The organism is Roseococcus pinisoli, from assembly GCF_018413645.1.
Lineage (GTDB): Bacteria > Pseudomonadota > Alphaproteobacteria > Acetobacterales > Acetobacteraceae > Roseococcus > Roseococcus pinisoli.
This window is the reverse complement of record NZ_JAHCDA010000001.1, coordinates 1,632,442-1,648,970: the sequence shown is the minus strand read 5'-3', so window position 1 is coordinate 1,648,970 and position 16,529 is coordinate 1,632,442. Positions and strand designations below refer to the sequence as shown.

Here is a 16,529-nt window from a genome sequence, read left to right as displayed (position 1 = left end):
CGGGATGATGAGGATCGCCGACGAGGATCTTGCGCGCGCCCGGCTCCGGCAGGCGGCGCGGGCGGCCGGCCGATGATCGTCCGTACCAAGCCAGGCCTGCGGGATGTCCTGTTCTCGATCAACGGCTCCATCCTGCCGCGGATCGCCTGGCGACTGGTCACCATCGCCCTGGTCTGCCTGGCCGCCATCCTGGCCTCGCAGCAGCATCCGGGCATCTTCGGCCAGATCAGCGCGATCCCCTTCACGCTGATCGGCATCGCGCTCTCCGTCTTCATGAGCTTCCGGAACGGCACCTGCTACGATCGCTGGTGGGAGGGCCGGAAGCTCTGGGGCGGGCTGATCATCGCCTGCCGGTCCTTCGCGCGGCTGGCCTCGACGCTGGACGAGCCGGACCGGCAATACCTGCTGCGGGGGCTTTGCGGCTTCGCCAATGGCCTGGCAGCCCGCCTGCGCGGCCGCGACGAGCCGGCGGCCCTCGCGGCCTGGTGCGATGAGCCCAGCCTGGCTGCCTCCCCCAACCCCACCGATGCCCTGCTCCACCGGATGGGGCACCATTGCCTGCTGCTGATGCAGGAGGGGCGGATCGGCGCCATCCACCACTCCCTGCTGGAGGCGCAGCTCGGCGCGCTGTCGCAGGTGCAGGCGGGCTGCGAGCGCATCGCCAATACACCCATCCCCTTCGCCTATTCGCTGCTCCTGCACCGCACCGCCTATATGTTCTGCCTGGCCCTGCCCTTCGCCCTCGCGGGGCCGCTGAATTGGTGGACCTTCATGCCGGTGATCGTGGTCAGCTACACCTTCTTCGGCCTCGATGCGCTGGGCGATCAGCTGGAGGATCCCTTCGGCCTCGAGCCCAACGCCCTGCCGCTGGACGCGATGACGCGCACCGTCGAGCGGGAGATGCTGGCGCTGCTGGGAGAGACGCCCCTGCCGCCCCCGGCCGCGCCGCAGCGCTATGTCCTGACCTAGAAGCCGGCGCGCGGGTGCCGGGTGCCGGCGTTCCATCGCTTGACGCCACGTTCCAAACGGCCCGCGCCGTGCGGAAGATGCTTGTCTCCGCCACCGCCACCGGTGCTCCTGCGGTCTCGTTGAGAGGGATCCGTCCGATGCGCCGTTTTCACGCTTCTTCCGCCCGCCAGGGCTGTCTCTGCTGCCCCCCGGCCCTCGACCGCCGCGGGATGCTGAGCCTCGCCATGGGGGCGGCCGCCCTGCCCTTCCTCGCCCCCAAGGCCCGCGCCGAGGACGGCACCGTCTTCGATTCCATGCTGCTCACCTGCATCGATCCGCGCTTCGTCACGCCGGTGAATGGCTGGATGGCCACGCGCGGGCTGGCGGGCAAGTTCAGCCAGTTCGCCATCGCGGGCGCGCCCGTCGGCGTCGTGGCGCCGGCCTTCTCGGCCTGGCACACCGCCTTCTGGGACAATCTCGGCGCCTCGATCCAGCTGCATAAGATCACGCGCGTGATCTCCGTCAGCCATCGCGACTGCGGCGCGGCGGCGATCGCCTATGGCGATGCCTCCATCGCCACGCGCGACGCCGAGACGGCGCTGCACCGCCGGGTCTTCGGGGAATTCAAGGCCGAGCTCGCCAAGCGCCAGCCCACGATGCGGGTCGAAGGCACGCTGATGGCCCTCGACGGCACCGTGGAAACGCTGGACTGACGCCGGTCACGGTCGGGGGCGGCGCCCCCGGCCGCTCAGGCCTTGGCGGCGCCCAGGCCGTGCTGCTCGCGCAGCGCGTGGAAGCTCAGCGTCTTCCACTCGTCCTCGGCCCGCTTGCGCCGCCAGTCGGAGGTGAAGAGCGCCACCAACTCGCCGTCGTGGTCCTCGGCGAGCTCGTGGCGGTTGAACTGCCTGAACTTCTCCAGCGAGGCCTGGTCCGTGGTGCTCACCCAGCGCAGGTATTCCCACTGCGTCTGCTCGAAGCCCGCGGGCACGCCGTATTCCACCTTGAGCCGGCTCTGCAGCACGTCGACCTGCAGCAGGCCGACCACGCCGATCACGGGCGGCGAGCCGTCGAGCGGCTTGAAGATCTGCACCACGCCCTCGTCGGCCAGCTGCTCCAGCGCCTTGTTGAGCTTCTTGGCCAGCATCGGGTCGTCCAGCCGCACGCGGCGCAGATGCTCGGGCGCAAAGGAAGGAACGCCGCGGAAGTTGATCGGCTCGCCCTCGGTCAGCGTGTCGCCGATGCGCAGGATGCCGTGGTTGGCGATGCCCACCACGTCGCCCGGCCAGGCCTCCTCGGCCACCTGACGGTCCTTCGCGAAGAAGAAGAGCGGCGCGTTCACCGGCACCTGCTTGCCCGTGCGGACCTGCAGCAGCCGCGCCCCCTTCTCCAGCCGGCCGGAGCAGATGCGCAGGAAGGCCACGCGGTCGCGGTGCTGGGGGTCCATATTGGCCTGCACCTTGAAGACGAAGCCCGTCAGCTTGCCCTCGCCCGGCACGACCATCCGCGCGTCGGACTGCCGCGCCCGCGGCGGCGGGGCAAGGCGGCCGAGCCCGTCCAGCAGATGGCCCACGCCGAAGTCGCGCAGTGCGCTGCCGAAGAAGACCGGCGTCATGGTGCCCTGGAGGAAGGCCTCCTCGTCGAATGCCGGATAGCCGCCCTGGACCAGATCCGCCTGCTCGCGCAGCTCCGCGAGCCGCCCGGCGGGGATCATCTTGTCGAGCGCCGGATCCTCCAGCCCCGTCACGGGGATATGGCTGCCCTCCTCGGTGTCCAGCATGCGGACGGCGGGGTTCAGCAGGTCGTAGACGCCGAGCAGGTCGCGCCCCTGGCCGATGGGCCAGGCGGCAGGCGAGACGTCCAGCGCCAGGGTCTTCTCGATCTCGTCGAGGAGGTCCAGCGGGTCCCGCCCCTCGCGGTCCATCTTGTTGATGAAGGTGATGATGGGGATGTCGCGAAGCCGGCAGACCTCGAACAGCTTCAGCGTCTGCGCCTCGATGCCCTTGGCGGCGTCGAGCACCATCACCGCGGCGTCCACAGCAGTGAGGGTCCGGTAGGTGTCCTCGGAGAAGTCCTCGTGGCCCGGCGTGTCGAGCAGGTTGAAGATCAGCCCGTCCCGCTCGAAGGTCATGACCGAGGTGGCGACGGAGATGCCGCGGTCCTGCTCGATGCTCATCCAGTCCGAGCGCGTGGCGCGGCGGTTGCCCTTGGCGCGCACCTGGCCGGCCAGCTGGATGGCGCCGCCCTTAAGCAGCAGCTTTTCCGTCAGGGTGGTCTTGCCGGCGTCCGGGTGCGCGATGATCGCGAAGCTGCGGCGGCGTGCGGCTTCGGTCGCAGCCTGGGAGGCGACGGGGGTATTGGGCAGGGTGTCCATTTCCACAGGCAAATGGCACGCCGGAGGCCCGGGGTCGAGGGAGATCGCCCCCGGCCCCGGAATACCTGCATGGCCTGGCCGCATTTCCGGCCGCCGGGCCCTCAGGCCCGGCCCGAAAAATGCTCAGCCGGCGAGCGTGCGCCCGGCCGAGCCGAGGTCGGCGAAGGCCTCGTTCAGGCGCGCGACGATGCCCTTCTCGCCCGCGCGCAGCCACTTGCGGGGGTCGTAGAGCTTCTTCTGCGGCTTGCCGTTGGCCGGGTCGATCTGATGCTTGAAGGCCACCGGATTGGCGTCGACATAGGCGCCCACCGGCTCGGCGAAGGCGAACTGCGTGTCGGTGTCGATGTTCATCTTGAACACGCCGTAGGAGACGGCCTCGGTGATCTTGGCCTTCTCGGAGCCCGAGCCGCCGTGGAAGACCAGGCTCATCGGCTTGGCGCCGCCGCCGAAGCGGGCCGCGACCGCGTCCTGCGAGGCCTTCAGGATCTCGGGGCGCAGCTTCACGTTGCCCGGGGCATAGACGCCGTGGACGTTGCCGAAGGAGGCCGCCATGGTCACGTGGCCGAGGGGCGAGAGCACCTCCCACGCCTTCAGCACGTCCTCGGGCTGGGTGTAGAGATGGGCGTTGTCGGCCGATTCCTCGATGTCGTGGCCGATGCCGTCCTCCTCGCCGCCCGTCACGCCGAGCTCGATCTCGAGGCTCATGCCCAGGGGCGCCATGCGCTTCAGCACGCGCGCGCATTCGGCGATATTCGCCTCCAGCGGCTCGGCCGAAAGGTCGATCATGTGCGAGGAGAAGAGCGGCTGGCCGGTGGCCTTCAGGTGCTCCTCGCCGGCGTCGATCATCGCGTCCACCCAGGGCAGCAGCGAGCGGTCGGCATGGTCGGTGTGCAGCACCACGCAGACGCCATAGGCGGCGGCCACGGTGTGGACGTGCCGCGCGGCGGAGACGGCGCCCAGCAGGCGCGCGGCATTGGCGTCGGGGCAGCCCTCGCCGGCGAAGAAGCGCGCGCCGCCGTTGGAGAGCTGGATGATGACGTCGGACTTGTTCTTCGCCGCCGCCTCGAGCACCGCGTTGATGCTGTTGGTGCCGACCACGTTCACCGCCGGCAGCGCATAGCCACCCTCGCGGCAGGCCTCGAGCAGCTCGAGATACTGCGCGCCCGTGACGACGCCCGGCTTCAACTTGGTGGTCACCGACATAGTGCTTCCTTTTCTGTCAGGCAGAGGGGCCGAAATAGGCGCAGGCGTCGCCTTCGGAGTCGCGATAGACCGTGACTCGGGCAAGGTTGGGGCAGTCCGCCTCCAACCTGCGCCAGATCCAGGCGGAGAGGTTCTCGAGGGTCGCGGGGCCGAGGCCGGCCACCTCGTCGAGGAAACGATGGTCCAGCCCGTCCCGCACGTCATCGAGCGCGCGGCGGAAGACGCCGAGGTCCATGACCATGCCACTCTCCGGGTCGCGCGGGCCGCGCAGGGTGACCTCGGCGCGGTAGGAATGGCCGTGGATACGCCGGCTCGGCTCCACGTCGATCGCGCGGTGCAGGGTATGGGCCGCCTCGAAGCGGAACTGCTTGCTGAGCTCGAACATCAGGGGATCCCCAGCAGCTTGTGGGTCTGCAGGCTCAGCCGCCATTGCGGATGGGCCAGGCAATAGGCGATGGCGGCGGCGGTGTTTTCCGCCTGGGCCGGCCCGTCCATGGGCTGAAGCAGGAACTCCTCGAACCGCAGCCCCTCGAAGCGGGCCGGCAGGGCGGCGGGCTGGGGGAAGACGAGCTTCAGCTCGTGCCCCCCGGTCACGGCCAGCGGCGCATCCGCCTTCGGGCTCACGCAGATCCAGTCCAGCCCTTCGGGCGGGGCGATGGTGCCGTTCGTCTCGACGGCGATGGTGAAGCCCTGAGCATGGAGGGCGTCGATCAGCGGGGCATCCACCTGGAGCAGCGGCTCTCCGCCCGTCAGCACCACGAAGCGCTGGGAATGCGTGGCGCCGGTCCAGGCCGCGGCGACGGCGGCGGCCAAGGCGGGGCCATCGGCGAAACGCCCGCCCCCCGGCCCGTCCATGCCGATGAAATCGGTATCGCAGAAGGTGCAGACGGAGGTCGCGCGGTCCTCCTCACGGCCGGACCACAGGTTGCAGCCCGCGAAACGGCAGAACACGGCCGGGCGCCCGGCGTGACGGCCCTCGCCCTGCAGCGTGTAGAAGATCTCCTTGACGGCATAGCTCATCGCAGGGGGGCCTTAGCCCCGCGCAGCGTTCTTGTCACCGAGAGGAATGCGCAGGGCGCCCGAACGGGCGGCATGCGGGGTATGCCCGGAACCGCCGGCAGCTCCCGGGGCGCCGGCCAAAAGGCCCTCAGTTCGCCCCGCTGCCCGTCTTGGCCCGGCGGCGCGGCGCCGGGGTCCGGGCCGGGCGGACGGGGCATTCGATCCCCCGGATCAGCTCGCCGCGCTTCCCCGCGCCCTCCGCCGGCTTCCCCTCCTGGTCATCGAGGGGGCAGCACAGGCTGGCATAGCGGCCGGTGGCGGGCGGCTCCCGGACCAGGGTGCCGTCCAGGAAGATGTCGACGGCCCGGGTCACCCGCTCGGAAATCTCCTCCTCGCCGGGCGGGCCGCAGAGACCCAGCAGCATGCGCATATGCGGCTCGCCGATGGTCAGGCCGAACAGCATGCCTGCCATTCGCGCCGCATCGTCCACCTGGATGCGGCCGCGTGCCGCCTGGCTGGCGAGGTAGCGCTCCAGCACGCCCTTGCCGCGTCCCGGCCCCGCGCGGTGGAAGGCCTCCGCCAGCTCCGGCGCCCGATGCACCTCGGCGGTGATGAGGCGGAAGAAGCCGATGTGGCGCTCGTCCAGCAGATGCTCGGCGGCCCGCTTCAGGATGGCGATCAGGCCCTCCCGCAGGTCGTTCTCCTCCTCCTCCGGCGCGATCGCCAGGAGGGGCGCCAGGTGGTCGACCAGGACGGCCTCGAACAGCGCCTCCTTGGAGGAGAAGAGCTGGTAGAGCGTCTTCTTCGACATCCGCGCGCCGCGCGCCACGTCGTCCATGTTGGCCGCGGCATATCCCTGCGCGAGGAAGATGCCCTGGGCCGCCCGCAGCAGCGCCTGCCGGCGCTCCGCCTCCGGCAGGCGCGGACGGGCGGAACCCGTCGGTGCGCCCGGTATCATGGCTTCAGTGATCGCGGCTTGGGTGATCGCGGCCTCCGTGGGTTGGGAGTGGTCTCGTGTCGCCCCCGGCCCGACGGCGACATGCCCAGGATTGCACGACCGCCAGGCCGATGCATCAGGGATTGGCGGCCGTCAACCGGGTGGTCTCCGACCAGCCGCCGCCCAGCGCCTTGTACAGCGTCACCAGCGTCTGCAGCCGCTGCACCCGGAGCGCGATCAGCTCCTGCTGCGCGGTGAAGAGCTGCCGCTGGGAATCCAGCGGCGCCTGGTAGTTGTCCAGGCCGCTGCGGAACCGGAGCATCGAGAGGCGGAAGGCGTCGGCATAGGCGCCGGCCAGCGCCGTCTGGGCCGCGATCTGCGTGTCGTAGGTGCCCCGCGCCGCCAGGACGTCCGCCACCTCGCGGAAGGCGGTCTGGATGGTGCGCTCGTATTCCACGACCTGGAGCTGCGTCTGCACCTTCGCGACGTCGAGGCTGCCCTGCAGCACGCCAGCCGAGAAGATCGGCACGTTGATCTGCGGCGCGAAGCTCCAATTCCCGGTGCCCGGGGCAAAGAGGCGGTTGAAGCTCGTGCTCGCCGTCCCGCCATTGGCGGTCAGCGTGATCGAGGGGAAGAAGGCGGCCCGCGCAGCGCCGACATTCGCATTGGCGGCGAGCAGGTTGTGCTCGGCGGCCAGCACGTCCGGGCGCCGGATCAGGATGGCGGAATCCACCCCGGACGGCACCTCGGCCACCAGCGCACTGTCGAGCGACGCCGTGGGCAGAAGCTCCGCCGGGACAGGCGTGCCGACCAGCAGGTTCAGGGCGTTCAGGTCCTGCGCCTGCTGACGCGTGTACTGCGCGAGGCTGGCCCGCGCCGTCTCCACCGAGGTCTGCGCCTGCCGGAGCGCCAGGGCGGTGGCGTTGCCGCCGTCGAGGCCCGCCTGGGTGAGACGCAGCGCCTCCTGCTGGTTCACCAGGGTCTGCTCGGTCAGGGCCAGCAGCTCACGGTCGCCCACCAGCGCCAGCCAGGCATTGGCCACCTGGGCGATGAGGCTGATCTGCGAGGCGCGCCGCGTCTCGTCATAGCCGAGATACTGCTGGAAGGACTGCTGGCTCAGGCTCCGCACGCGACCGAAGAGGTCGATCTCGTAAGAGGTGAAGCCGATGCCGCCGGACCAGACGCGGCTCGTGACGGCGCCGCCGCCCGGCGTGAAGCCGGAAGGCGAGCGCTGGGCCGAGAGCGCGCCCGTGGCGCCCAGCTGCGGGAAGAGCCCGCCGCGCTGCACGCGGTACTGCGCCTCGGCCTGCGCCACGTTCAGCGCGGCCGTGCGCAGGTCACGGTTGTTGGCGAGCGCCAGCTCCACGACGCGCTGGAGCTGCGGGTCGCGCAGCACGTCGCGCCAGCCGATCGCATCCGCCTCGACGGCGGGATTGGCACTGGCCGGCAGGGCGGCGGGCGGACGGCGATACGCCGGCCCCTCCGGCCAGGCGGCCGGCACGGGTGCCGCCGGCCGGGCGATGTCGGGGATCAGGCTGCAGCCGGAGAGCAGCACTGCCGCAAGCGGCAGCGCGAGAACGGAACGGCGCATGGTCACTCTCCCGGCGCGGGGTGCGGGGTGGCGGGAAGGCTCGGCTTCGGCTCGTCATGGAGCTTCGGCTTCACCCGGAACAGGCGCAGCACCACCAGGAAGAAGACGGGCACGAAGAGGACGACGAGGATGGTGCCGGTGAACACGCCACCCACCACGCCGATGCCGATCGCGTTGCGTCCGCCGGCGCCTGCGCCCGTCGAGATGGCGAGCGGCAGCACGCCCAGCACGAAGGCGAGCGAGGTCATCAGGATGGGCCTCAATCGCTGGCGTGCCGCGAAGAGCGCGGAGTCGATGAGGTTGCTTCCCCGCTCGAACTCCTCCTTCGCGAATTCGACGATCAGGATGGCGTTCTTCGCCGTCAGGCCGACGGTGGTGAGAAGGCCGACCTGGAAGTACACGTCGTTCGCCATGCCGAAGCCCCAGGTGGCGCCGACGGCACCGAGCACGCCGAGCGGCACGGCCATCATCACCGCCGCCGGAATGGCCCAGCTCTCATAGAGCGCCGCGAGGCAGAGGAAGACCACGAGCAGCGACAGCATGTAGAGCGGCCCGGCCTGCGAGCCCGACTGGCGCTCCTCGAAGGAGAGGCCGCTCCAGTCGAAGCCGGTGCCCTCGGGAAGCTGCGCCGCCAGGCGCTCCATCTCCGCCATGGCCGCGCCCGTGCTGAAGCCCGGCCCCGCATTGCCCATGATCTGGAAGGAAGCGACGCCGTTGAAGCGCTCGAGCTTGGGCGGGCCATAGGTCCATTCGGCCGTCGCAAAGGCCGAGAAGGGCACCATCTGGCCGCCCGCATTGCGCACGAACCAGCTTTCGAGATCGCTCGGCAGCATGCGCGACGAGGCGTCGCCCTGCAGGAAGACGCGCTTCACGCGGCCCCGGTCGATGAAGTCGTTCACATAGGTCGAGCCCCAGGCGGAGGCGACCGTGCTGTTGATGCCGGCGATCGAGATCCCCAGCGCGCTCGCACGCTCCCAGTCGATGACGAGGCGATATTGCGGCTCGTCATCCAGCCCGTTCGGACGCACGCCGACGACGACGCCGCTCTGCGCCGCGAGGCCCAGGAGCTGGTTGCGCGCGGCCAGCAGCTCCGCATGGTCGAGGCCGCCGCGGTTGAGCAGCTGGAACTCGAAGCCCGTGGCGTTGCCGAGCTCCAGGATGGCGGGCGGCGCGAAGGCGAAGATCATCGCGTCCTGATAGCCGCCGAAGCGCTGCATCACGCGTCCGGCCAGGGCCTGCACGCTGTTCTGCGCGCCGGGGCGCTCACCCCAGGGCCGCATGCTGACGAAGGCCATGCCGGAATTCTGGCCGCGGCCGCCGAAGCTGAAGCCAGTGATGCCGAAGACCGAACCGACCGAGGCGCGTTCCTCCTCCAGCAGGTAGCGCGTGACCTCGTCCACCGCGCGCTGCGTGCGCTCGACGGTGGCGCCCGGGGGCGCCACGACCTGGACGAAGAGCGTGCCCTGGTCCTCGTCCGGGACGAAGGAGGTAGGCAGGCGCACGAAGATCACGGCCATGCCGACCACGAAGAGGCCGTAGATCAGCAGCATGCGCACCGGGCGCTTGAGGGCATGGCCCACGCCACGCTCGTAGCGATGCGCACCACGGTCGAAGTTGCGGTTGAACCAGCCGAAGAAGCCGCGCTTCTCGTGGCTCGCCTTGGTCGGCTTCTTGAGGATCGTGGCGCAGAGAGCAGGCGTGAAGATGATCGCCGTCAGCACCGAGAGACCCATGGCGGTGGCGATGGTGATGGAGAACTGCCGGTAGATCACGCCGGTGGAACCGCCGAAGAAGGCCATCGGCAGGAAGACCGCGGACAGCACCAGCCCGATGCCCACCAGCGCGCCGGTGATCTGCTGCATCGACTTGCGCGTGGCCTCGAGCGGGGAGAGGTCCTCCTCCTCCATCAGGCGCTCGACATTCTCGACGACGACGATGGCGTCGTCGACCAGCAGGCCGATGGCCAGCACCATGCCGAAGAGGGTCAGCGTATTGATGCTGTAGCCCAGGGCCTGCAGCACGGCGAAGGTGCCGAGCAGCACCACCGGAACGGCGATGGTCGGGATCAGCGTCGCCCGGAAGTTCTGCAGGAAGAGGTACATCACCAGGAAGACGAGGACGATCGCCTCGATCAGCGTCTTCACCACCTCCTCGATCGAGAGGCGGACGAAGGGCGTGGTGTCGTAGGGGTAGACCACGTCCACGCCGGCCGGGAAGGTCGGGCGCAGGCGCTCGATGGTGGCGCGCACCGCCTGCTCGGTGGCCAGGGCGTTGGCGCCGCTCGCCAGCTTGATGGCGATGCCCGAGGCCGGGTTGCCGTTGTAGCGCGAGGAGATGGCGTAGTTCTCGCCGCCCAGCTCGATGCGGGCCACGTCGCGCAGCAGCACGCGCGAGCCGTCGGGCTGGACCTTCAGCAGCACGGTGCCGAACTGCTCCGGCGTCTGCAGGTAGGAGGGGCCGATGATGGTGGCGTTGAGCTGCTGGCCCTGCACCGAGGGCAGTGCACCGAGCTCACCCGCCGCGATCTGCACGTTCTGCGCCTGGATGGCGGCGGAGACGTCGGCCGGCGTCAGGTTGAAGTTCACGAGCCGCGCCGGGTCGAGCCAGATGCGCATCGCATACTGCGCGCCGAAGAGCTGGTAGTCGCCCACGCCCGGCGTACGGCTCAGCGCATCCTGCACGTTGGAGGCGATGAAGTCGCCGAGGTCGGCATTGTTCAGGCGGCCGTCGGTGGAGACGAAGCCGACCACGAGCAGGAAGTTCCGCGTCGCCTTGGCGATGCGCAGGCCCTGCTGCTGCACCGCCTGCGGCAGGCGGGGCGTGGCGAGCGCGACCTTGTTCTGCACCTGCACCTGCGCGACGTCAGGGTCGGTGCCCTGGGCGAAGCTCAGCGTGATGGTGGCGCTGCCGTCCTTGCCGCTTTCGGACGTGAAGTAGAGCAGGTTGTCGATGCCGCTGAGCTGCTGCTCGATGACCTGCACGACCGTGCTCTGCACCGTCTCGGCGGAGGCGCCGGGATAGGAGACGGTGATGGAGATCGAGGGCGGCGCGATGTTCGGATACTGCGCGATGGGCAGCGCGCGGATCGCCAGCACACCCACGAGCATCGTCGCGATGGCGAGCACCCAGGCGAAGATCGGGCGGTCGATGAAGAAGCGGGCCATGTCGGGTGCCTAGTGGGTGGTCGCGGCGGGGGCCGCGCCGCGCTCGTTGAGCGCCTGCTGCGTCGTCTCGGTGGCGTTCACCTTGCCGCCGGGCCGTGCGCGCTGGACGCCTTCGACGATCACGCGGTCGCCCTCGTTCAGGCCCCCGGTGACCAGCCAGGCGTTGCCCACGGCGCGCTCGGCCGTGATGATGCGGGCGGCGACGGTGCCCTCACCGTCCACCACCAGCGCCGTCGCCTCGCCGCGCGGCGTGCGCGTGACGGCCTGCTGCGGAACCATGAGAGCGCGGTCGGTCACGCCCTCCTCGATGCGGGCGCGGACGAAGAGCCCGGGCATGAGCTGGCCCTGCGCATTGGGGAAGACGGCGCGGATGGTGATCGAGCCCGTCCCCTGGTCGACGATGACCTCGGAGAACTGCAGCTGCCCGGCCTCGGGATATTCGGTGCCGTCCTCGAGCGTCAGGCGGACGACCGCCTGGCCCGAGCTGTCGCGGCGCAGCGTGCCGTTCGCGAGATCGCGGCGCAGGCGCATGACGCGCGCGGCGGGCTGCGTCACATCCACGTAGATCGGGTCGAGCTGCGTGATGGTGACGAGGGACGCCGCCTGCTGGGCAGTGACCAGCGCGCCGGGCGTGACGGTGGAGCGCCCCGTGCGCCCCGCGATGGGCGAATTGACGGTCGTGTAGTCGAGGTTGATGCGCGCGGTCTGCACGGCGGCGCGCGCCTGCGCCACATCCGCCTGCGCCTGGCGCAGCGCGGCCTCGGCCAGGTCGAGATCCTGCTGGCTGACGGCCCGTGCGCGGACCAGCGGGCGATAGCGGTTCACGGTGACCGTCGCGGAGGCCGCCGTCGCCTCGTTGCGCTGGAGGGTCGCCTGCGCGCTGTCGAGGGCCGCCTGATAGGGCGCAGGATCGATCTGATAGAGCGGCTGGCCGGCCTGGACCTCGGCGCCCTCGGTGAAGAGGCGCTCGCGGATCACGCCGCCGACCTGCGGGCGCACCTCGGCCGTCTGGAAGGCGGAGGTCCGGCCCGGCAGCTCCGTCGTGATGGTCACGGGCTGCTGACGAAGGGTGACGACGGTGACGGCCGGCGGCGGGGGCGCCCCGGCGGGCGTCGCCGCGTGATTTTCATCGCAGGCGCCGAGCAGGAGCAGCGCGCCGAGGAGGCCAAGGGCGGGCCGCCCGAGGGAAGCGGGAGTGCCAGAAGGCCGGACGGGTGACAGACGGGGCATGCGGGCCTTCCAAATGGAAACTTCTGAGTTTCGAAATTGGATACTCGTGAGTTTCCATTCGGTCAAGCCATATCGCTGCGATGCAGCAAACTCGGCGAAGACCTGTGCGAGCACTGTTGCAGGCTCATGAATTGTGTTGGCCTCGACGCCTCCCGTTCGCGCGCCCAACCGCCGTCGCAGCTTCCGGTCGAGGTAACGTCGGCAACTTACCAACGCTCCCGGCCGTTCCTTCTGTGACGGACCCGAAAGGGCCGGAAACTCAAAGAAGGAAGCGTTCGATGAATCGATATGACTTCGCCGTCAGAGGACTCGCCCTCGCCGCCGCCTTGACCGTCTCGGGTGCCGCCTGGGCGCAGACATCGCCTGCCCGCCCCGGCGAGCCCACGCCGTCCCCGACCGTGCCGGGCGCGCCGCCCACCACGCCCGGTGTCGCGCCGCCGACTTCGCCGGCGCCGAACGTTCCGCCGACGATGGGCGGCTCCGCCACCGGCGGGATGGGCGGTTCCAACAGCTCGCCCGGGGGGACGCCGGGTACCAATACGGCGCCCGGGACGCCTGGAGGCGGCGCGTCGGGTGGGACAGGTGGATCTTCGTCCGGTACGGGCGGCCGCTGAACCCAGGCAAAAACGCCCGGCGCCTCTCGGTGCCGGGCGTGAAGCACGAAGGCGGTCGGGCAGTTCGGACAAACCCGAGACACCGGCCGCTGAGCCTCGTGCGACTGGCCGTTGATGACCGATTTTTTGTCGGAGCGGTGTGCCGCTCCGGCCCGTCCTGAGCCGCCCCGCGGCCATTAGGCTCCGCCAGTTCCCGGCGGATAGCTTGAAGGATGCAAGCCTGCTCATGCGAGGATCCCGCCGAAACCAAAAGGGCCGCGGCTAGGCGTCGAGAACCTTGCGCAAGGACGCCTCGATCTGTCCGCCGCAATAGGCATCGCCGTAATCTTTCCGCGCCTGGGCAGCCAGGTTGGCCAGGGGCGGCAGATCACTGATCCGTCGCGTGAGCGCCGCGGTCTTCGGGGCGGCCTTCTCCAGGAGCGTCCCGATCCTGGAGAAGCGGTCGGTCATGGTCGACCAGAGGGTGGCCGTCACGATGTCCGCGACGGCCGGCGCATCGCCGCCCAGAAGGAAGCCCGAGCCCTTCTTCAGCCCGTGGCGCCGCCCCGTCTCCTCCCAGAACGACATCCACTTTTCCAGGCGAGGGACGAAGTCATGCCAGCGCTTTTCCGTCCACATCTGACGGCCGCCATCGAGGGTGATTTCATCGATCACGTCGTTGGCGTCGTTGACGATCTTCATGGTCAGGGCGCGCAGCGCTGGGGTGGCAGGCAGGAGGTCCAGCGTCTCGCCCAGATACAGGACGATGGCGGGCATCTCGGCGATGGCGAAATCTGCCTTCTTATCGACCAGCAGGGGCGGGCCCATGAACGGGACCGGCATGTCCTTCACGGACCCGCCCATCAATTCGGAGATCGCGGCGTCTCCACCTTCGGTCCAGGTCTTACCCGCATAGGCCAGGACCGCGCGGACGAACTGGCCACGGAACGGCACGGACCAGTAGTAGAGATCGTAGTCAGACATCTCAGGGCCTCCAGCGCATGTGCATGGCGTTGATCAACAACGCCGGCGGGGCGCCCTCTGCTGAGGTGATGGGCGCCGATTAAGATGCACCATGAGATCGGGAGCACGGATCCGATCGACTTCCGGCCATGCAACGAGGCCGCGGATGTCGATCTGCAGTACATGTCGGAGTTCGGGGCCGCGACTGCGAGAAATACGGAGCGGTGAGCGCGGCCCACCTGCATGACGCCATGCGACAGAGCGCGTGACGGCCCAACTGATGCCCGGCCGAAGAGGGCTAAAGGTTCGCTGGGTGTTCCGGCCTGCCCGGAAGAAGGATGGACAAATCCAGGAAATCCAAGGATTCCTGGTAGCGGCGAGCGGACTTGAACCGCTGACCCCGGCATTATGAGTGCCGTGCTCTAACCAGCTGAGCTACGCCGCCATCCAGTGAGGGCGGGAGGTAATCGGCACTTTTGCCGCTGTCAATGGAACCCTCGCGCCGAAGTGCCTCGCAGGCCGCTGCCGGCACCCGGAAACGGCCCTTGCTGCCGGCCAAGCTGGCGTCCCGGCGATTTTCCGCCAGGATGCGCCCACCCCTGCCCCCGATCCGCCGCGCCAGGCCGTCCATCACCCGGAGAGTTGAGTTGAGCACGCACGAACCCGCCGATCTGATCCTCTCCGGCGGCAAGATCATCACCGCCGATTCGCGCTTCAGCATCGCCGAATCCGTCGCCATCCGGGCCGGCCGCTTCATCGCCGTCGGCGAAGCCGCGATGGTCGAGCGCCACCGCGCCCCGCACACCCAGTCGATCGCGCTGAACGGCCGCGCCGTGCTGCCCGGCCTTATCGACGGCCACGCGCACATGGACCGCGAGGGCCTGAAATCCGTCTTCCCCTCGCTGGCCGGCTGCCGCTCCATTCCCGAGATCCAGGCCCGCATCGCCGAGCTCGCGAAGGACAAGGCGCCGGGCGAATGGATCGTCACCATGCCGATCGGCGAGCCGCCCTTCTACTTCGGCCTGCCCGAATCGCTGGCCGAGGGCCGCTGGCCCACCCGGCAGGAGCTGGACGACGCCGCGCCGGACAACCCGGTCTATATCCGCTCCATCTGGGGCTACTGGCGGCACAGCCAGCCGCTCGTCTCCCTCGCCAATACCCGCGCGCTGCGGCTGGCCGGCGTGACGCGCGAGACGGCGCCGCCACACCCCACCGTGACCATAGAGAAGGACGCGGCGGGCGAGCCCAACGGCATCTTCACCGAGCGCGGCTTCGTGCCCCTGGTGGAGCTCTCGCTCTTCCACATGGCGCCCGGCTTCACGGTTGCGCAGCGCGTGGCCGCCCTGCCCCGCTCCACGGCCTGGTACCACGCCTTCGGCACCACCAGCGTCTATGAGGAGCACGGCGTCGCCTCCGAGGTGCTGTCGGCCTACCGGCAGGTGCACGCGGCCGGAAAGCTCACCATGCGCTCCCACCTCGCCTTCAGCCCGGACTGGCGCGGGATGGAGGACGTGCCGATGGAGCGGATCATCGGCGGCTGGGCGCATCAGCTCGCCGGCGCGGGCTTCGGCGACGACATGCTGCGCCTTTCGGGCATCATCACCGAGATCGGCCGCACGACCGACAACGCCGTGCGCGCCCAGGCCGCGCCCTACACGGGCTGGGCCGGCTTCAACTACGACATGGGGCTGGAGCGCGAGCGCGCGAAGGAGATGCTGATCGCCTGCGCGCGGAACGGCATCCGCGCCATCGGCATCTGGCCCAACATGCTCGACCTTTTCGCCGAGGTGAACGAGGTGGTGCCGATCCGCGACCTGCGCTGGGTGCTGGGCCATATCGCCGTGCTGAGCCGCGAGCAGGTGAGCAAGATCCGCGACCTCGGCCTGGTGCTGAGCACCCACACCAACCGCTACATCTACAAGGAAGGCCACCTGCTGCAGGAGCGCCACGGCCTGCCCGACGAGGACGCCATCTCGCCGCTGCGCTGGCTGGAGGAGGCGGGCATCACCTATTCGCTGGCGACGGACAACGTGCCCGTCTCGCTCTTCTACCCGATGTGGCAGGCGGTCTCGCGCATGAGCCTGCAGACCCAGCGGATGGTGGGCGAGAGCCAGGCCGTCAGCCGCGAAAGCGCCATCCGCGCCGCAACGAATGCGGGCGCCTATCTGACCATGTCGGAGAAGGACAAGGGCGCGATCGAGGTGGGGAAGCTGGCCGACCTCGCGGTGCTGACGGCGGACCCGCTGACGGTGGAGCTGCCAGCGCTGAAGGACGTGGCGTCAGAGCTGACGATGGTCGGCGGGAAGGTCGTGCATGAGGGGCGGCTGACGCCCTCGGCTTGACGGCAGAGGCCGCGATGGTGAAGGCTGCCCCCGTGAACTTCTGCAGCACCAAGCCCGCGACGTCGAAAAAAGTCCCCGCTCCGGGGACCTTGGATCTTTGCGCGCGCTGAAACTGTAGCGTTCCAGGATCGAATTGGACCCCGCCGGTTGGACGGGGTTCGCTGAAGTTCCGTCTCCGGCCTTTCGAA

The 16,529-nt window shown here is 69.6% G+C and carries 13 protein-coding genes and 1 tRNA gene; 3 read left to right on the top strand and 11 right to left on the bottom strand.

What is annotated here, in order from left to right; genetic code table 11:
- The first annotated feature begins 72 nt into the window (after positions 1-72).
- Together KHU32_RS08060 and KHU32_RS08055 are read left to right on the top strand one after the other, a co-directional pair.
- Positions 73-969, top strand: a complete 897-nt coding sequence (locus tag KHU32_RS08060) for a bestrophin family protein (protein ID WP_213669479.1) — start codon at positions 73-75, stop codon at positions 967-969.
- Between the two features lie 137 nt (positions 970-1,106).
- Complete coding sequence (locus KHU32_RS08055) at positions 1,107-1,661, top strand: carbonic anhydrase (protein ID WP_213669478.1); 555 nt, start codon at positions 1,107-1,109, stop codon at positions 1,659-1,661.
- 35 nt (positions 1,662-1,696) lie between these two features.
- Here the strand turns inward: KHU32_RS08055 and KHU32_RS08050 are convergent, their stop codons facing one another.
- The 11 genes from KHU32_RS08050 to KHU32_RS08000 all read right to left on the bottom strand — a co-directional run bounded on the left by KHU32_RS08050 (position 1,697) and on the right by KHU32_RS08000 (position 14,444).
- Positions 1,697-3,319, bottom strand: coding sequence for a peptide chain release factor 3 (locus KHU32_RS08050; RefSeq protein ID WP_213669708.1), 1,623 nt, complete (start codon positions 3,317-3,319; stop codon positions 1,697-1,699).
- A 123-nt stretch (positions 3,320-3,442) separates the two neighbouring features.
- Entirely contained in the window at positions 3,443-4,522 is a 1,080-nt protein-coding gene (fbaA, locus tag KHU32_RS08045) for a class II fructose-bisphosphate aldolase (RefSeq protein WP_213669477.1), read from the bottom strand.
- Positions 4,523-4,538: 16 nt separating this feature from the next.
- A complete protein-coding gene (locus tag KHU32_RS08040; protein WP_213669476.1) occupies positions 4,539-4,907 on the bottom strand; it encodes a 6-pyruvoyl trahydropterin synthase family protein in 369 nt (122 codons plus the stop codon).
- Positions 4,907-5,542: a 7-carboxy-7-deazaguanine synthase gene (gene queE, locus KHU32_RS08035; RefSeq protein WP_213669475.1), complete on the bottom strand. Its 636-nt coding sequence runs from the start codon at positions 5,540-5,542 to the stop codon at positions 4,907-4,909. Before queE ends, KHU32_RS08040 begins: the two co-directional genes overlap by 1 nt.
- 127 nt (positions 5,543-5,669) lie before the next feature.
- Positions 5,670-6,479 (bottom strand): TetR/AcrR family transcriptional regulator, encoded by an 810-nt coding sequence (locus KHU32_RS08030; RefSeq protein ID WP_213669474.1) that lies wholly within the window; start codon positions 6,477-6,479, stop codon positions 5,670-5,672.
- A gap of 115 nt (positions 6,480-6,594) precedes the next feature.
- Positions 6,595-8,049 carry an efflux transporter outer membrane subunit gene (locus KHU32_RS08025; protein ID WP_213669473.1) on the bottom strand — a complete coding sequence of 485 codons (1,455 nt, stop codon included), beginning with the start codon at positions 8,047-8,049 and terminating at the stop codon, positions 6,595-6,597.
- 2 nt (positions 8,050-8,051) lie between these two features.
- Positions 8,052-11,213, bottom strand: a complete 3,162-nt coding sequence (locus KHU32_RS08020) for an efflux RND transporter permease subunit (protein WP_213669472.1) — start codon at positions 11,211-11,213, stop codon at positions 8,052-8,054.
- A 9-nt stretch (positions 11,214-11,222) separates the two neighbouring features.
- A complete protein-coding gene (locus KHU32_RS08015) occupies positions 11,223-12,443 on the bottom strand; it encodes an efflux RND transporter periplasmic adaptor subunit (protein ID WP_213669471.1) in 1,221 nt (406 codons plus the stop codon).
- A 259-nt stretch (positions 12,444-12,702) separates the two neighbouring features.
- A complete protein-coding gene (locus KHU32_RS08010; protein ID WP_213669470.1) occupies positions 12,703-12,951 on the bottom strand; it encodes a hypothetical protein in 249 nt (82 codons plus the stop codon).
- 367 nt (positions 12,952-13,318) lie between these two features.
- A complete protein-coding gene (locus KHU32_RS08005; protein WP_213669469.1) occupies positions 13,319-14,020 on the bottom strand; it encodes a glutathione S-transferase in 702 nt (233 codons plus the stop codon).
- A gap of 347 nt (positions 14,021-14,367) precedes the next feature.
- Positions 14,368-14,444 (bottom strand) — tRNA-Met (locus KHU32_RS08000).
- 202 nt (positions 14,445-14,646) lie between these two features.
- Between KHU32_RS08000 and KHU32_RS07995 the strand changes: the two genes are divergently transcribed.
- A complete protein-coding gene (locus KHU32_RS07995; RefSeq protein ID WP_213669468.1) occupies positions 14,647-16,341 on the top strand; it encodes an amidohydrolase in 1,695 nt (564 codons plus the stop codon).
- The last annotated feature ends 188 nt before the right edge of the window (positions 16,342-16,529 follow it).

Bases quoted from the DNA above. Each gene is read 5' to 3' on its own strand.
- KHU32_RS08060 (WP_213669479.1), top strand. From the start codon at position 73: ATGATCGTCCGTACCAAGCCAGGCCTGCGGGATGTCCTGTTCTCGATC.
- KHU32_RS08055 (WP_213669478.1), top strand. From the start codon at position 1,107: ATGCGCCGTTTTCACGCTTCTTCCGCCCGCCAGGGCTGTCTCTGCTGC.
- KHU32_RS08050 (WP_213669708.1), bottom strand. From the start codon at position 3,319: ATGGACACCCTGCCCAATACCCCCGTCGCCTCCCAGGCTGCGACCGAA.
- fbaA (WP_213669477.1), bottom strand. From the start codon at position 4,522: ATGTCGGTGACCACCAAGTTGAAGCCGGGCGTCGTCACGGGCGCGCAG.
- KHU32_RS08040 (WP_213669476.1), bottom strand. From the start codon at position 4,907: ATGTTCGAGCTCAGCAAGCAGTTCCGCTTCGAGGCGGCCCATACCCTG.
- queE (WP_213669475.1), bottom strand. From the start codon at position 5,542: ATGAGCTATGCCGTCAAGGAGATCTTCTACACGCTGCAGGGCGAGGGC.
- KHU32_RS08030 (WP_213669474.1), bottom strand. From the start codon at position 6,479: ATGATACCGGGCGCACCGACGGGTTCCGCCCGTCCGCGCCTGCCGGAG.
- KHU32_RS08025 (WP_213669473.1), bottom strand. From the start codon at position 8,049: ATGCGCCGTTCCGTTCTCGCGCTGCCGCTTGCGGCAGTGCTGCTCTCC.
- KHU32_RS08020 (WP_213669472.1), bottom strand. From the start codon at position 11,213: ATGGCCCGCTTCTTCATCGACCGCCCGATCTTCGCCTGGGTGCTCGCC.
- KHU32_RS08015 (WP_213669471.1), bottom strand. From the start codon at position 12,443: ATGCCCCGTCTGTCACCCGTCCGGCCTTCTGGCACTCCCGCTTCCCTC.
- KHU32_RS08005 (WP_213669469.1), bottom strand. From the start codon at position 14,020: ATGTCTGACTACGATCTCTACTACTGGTCCGTGCCGTTCCGTGGCCAG.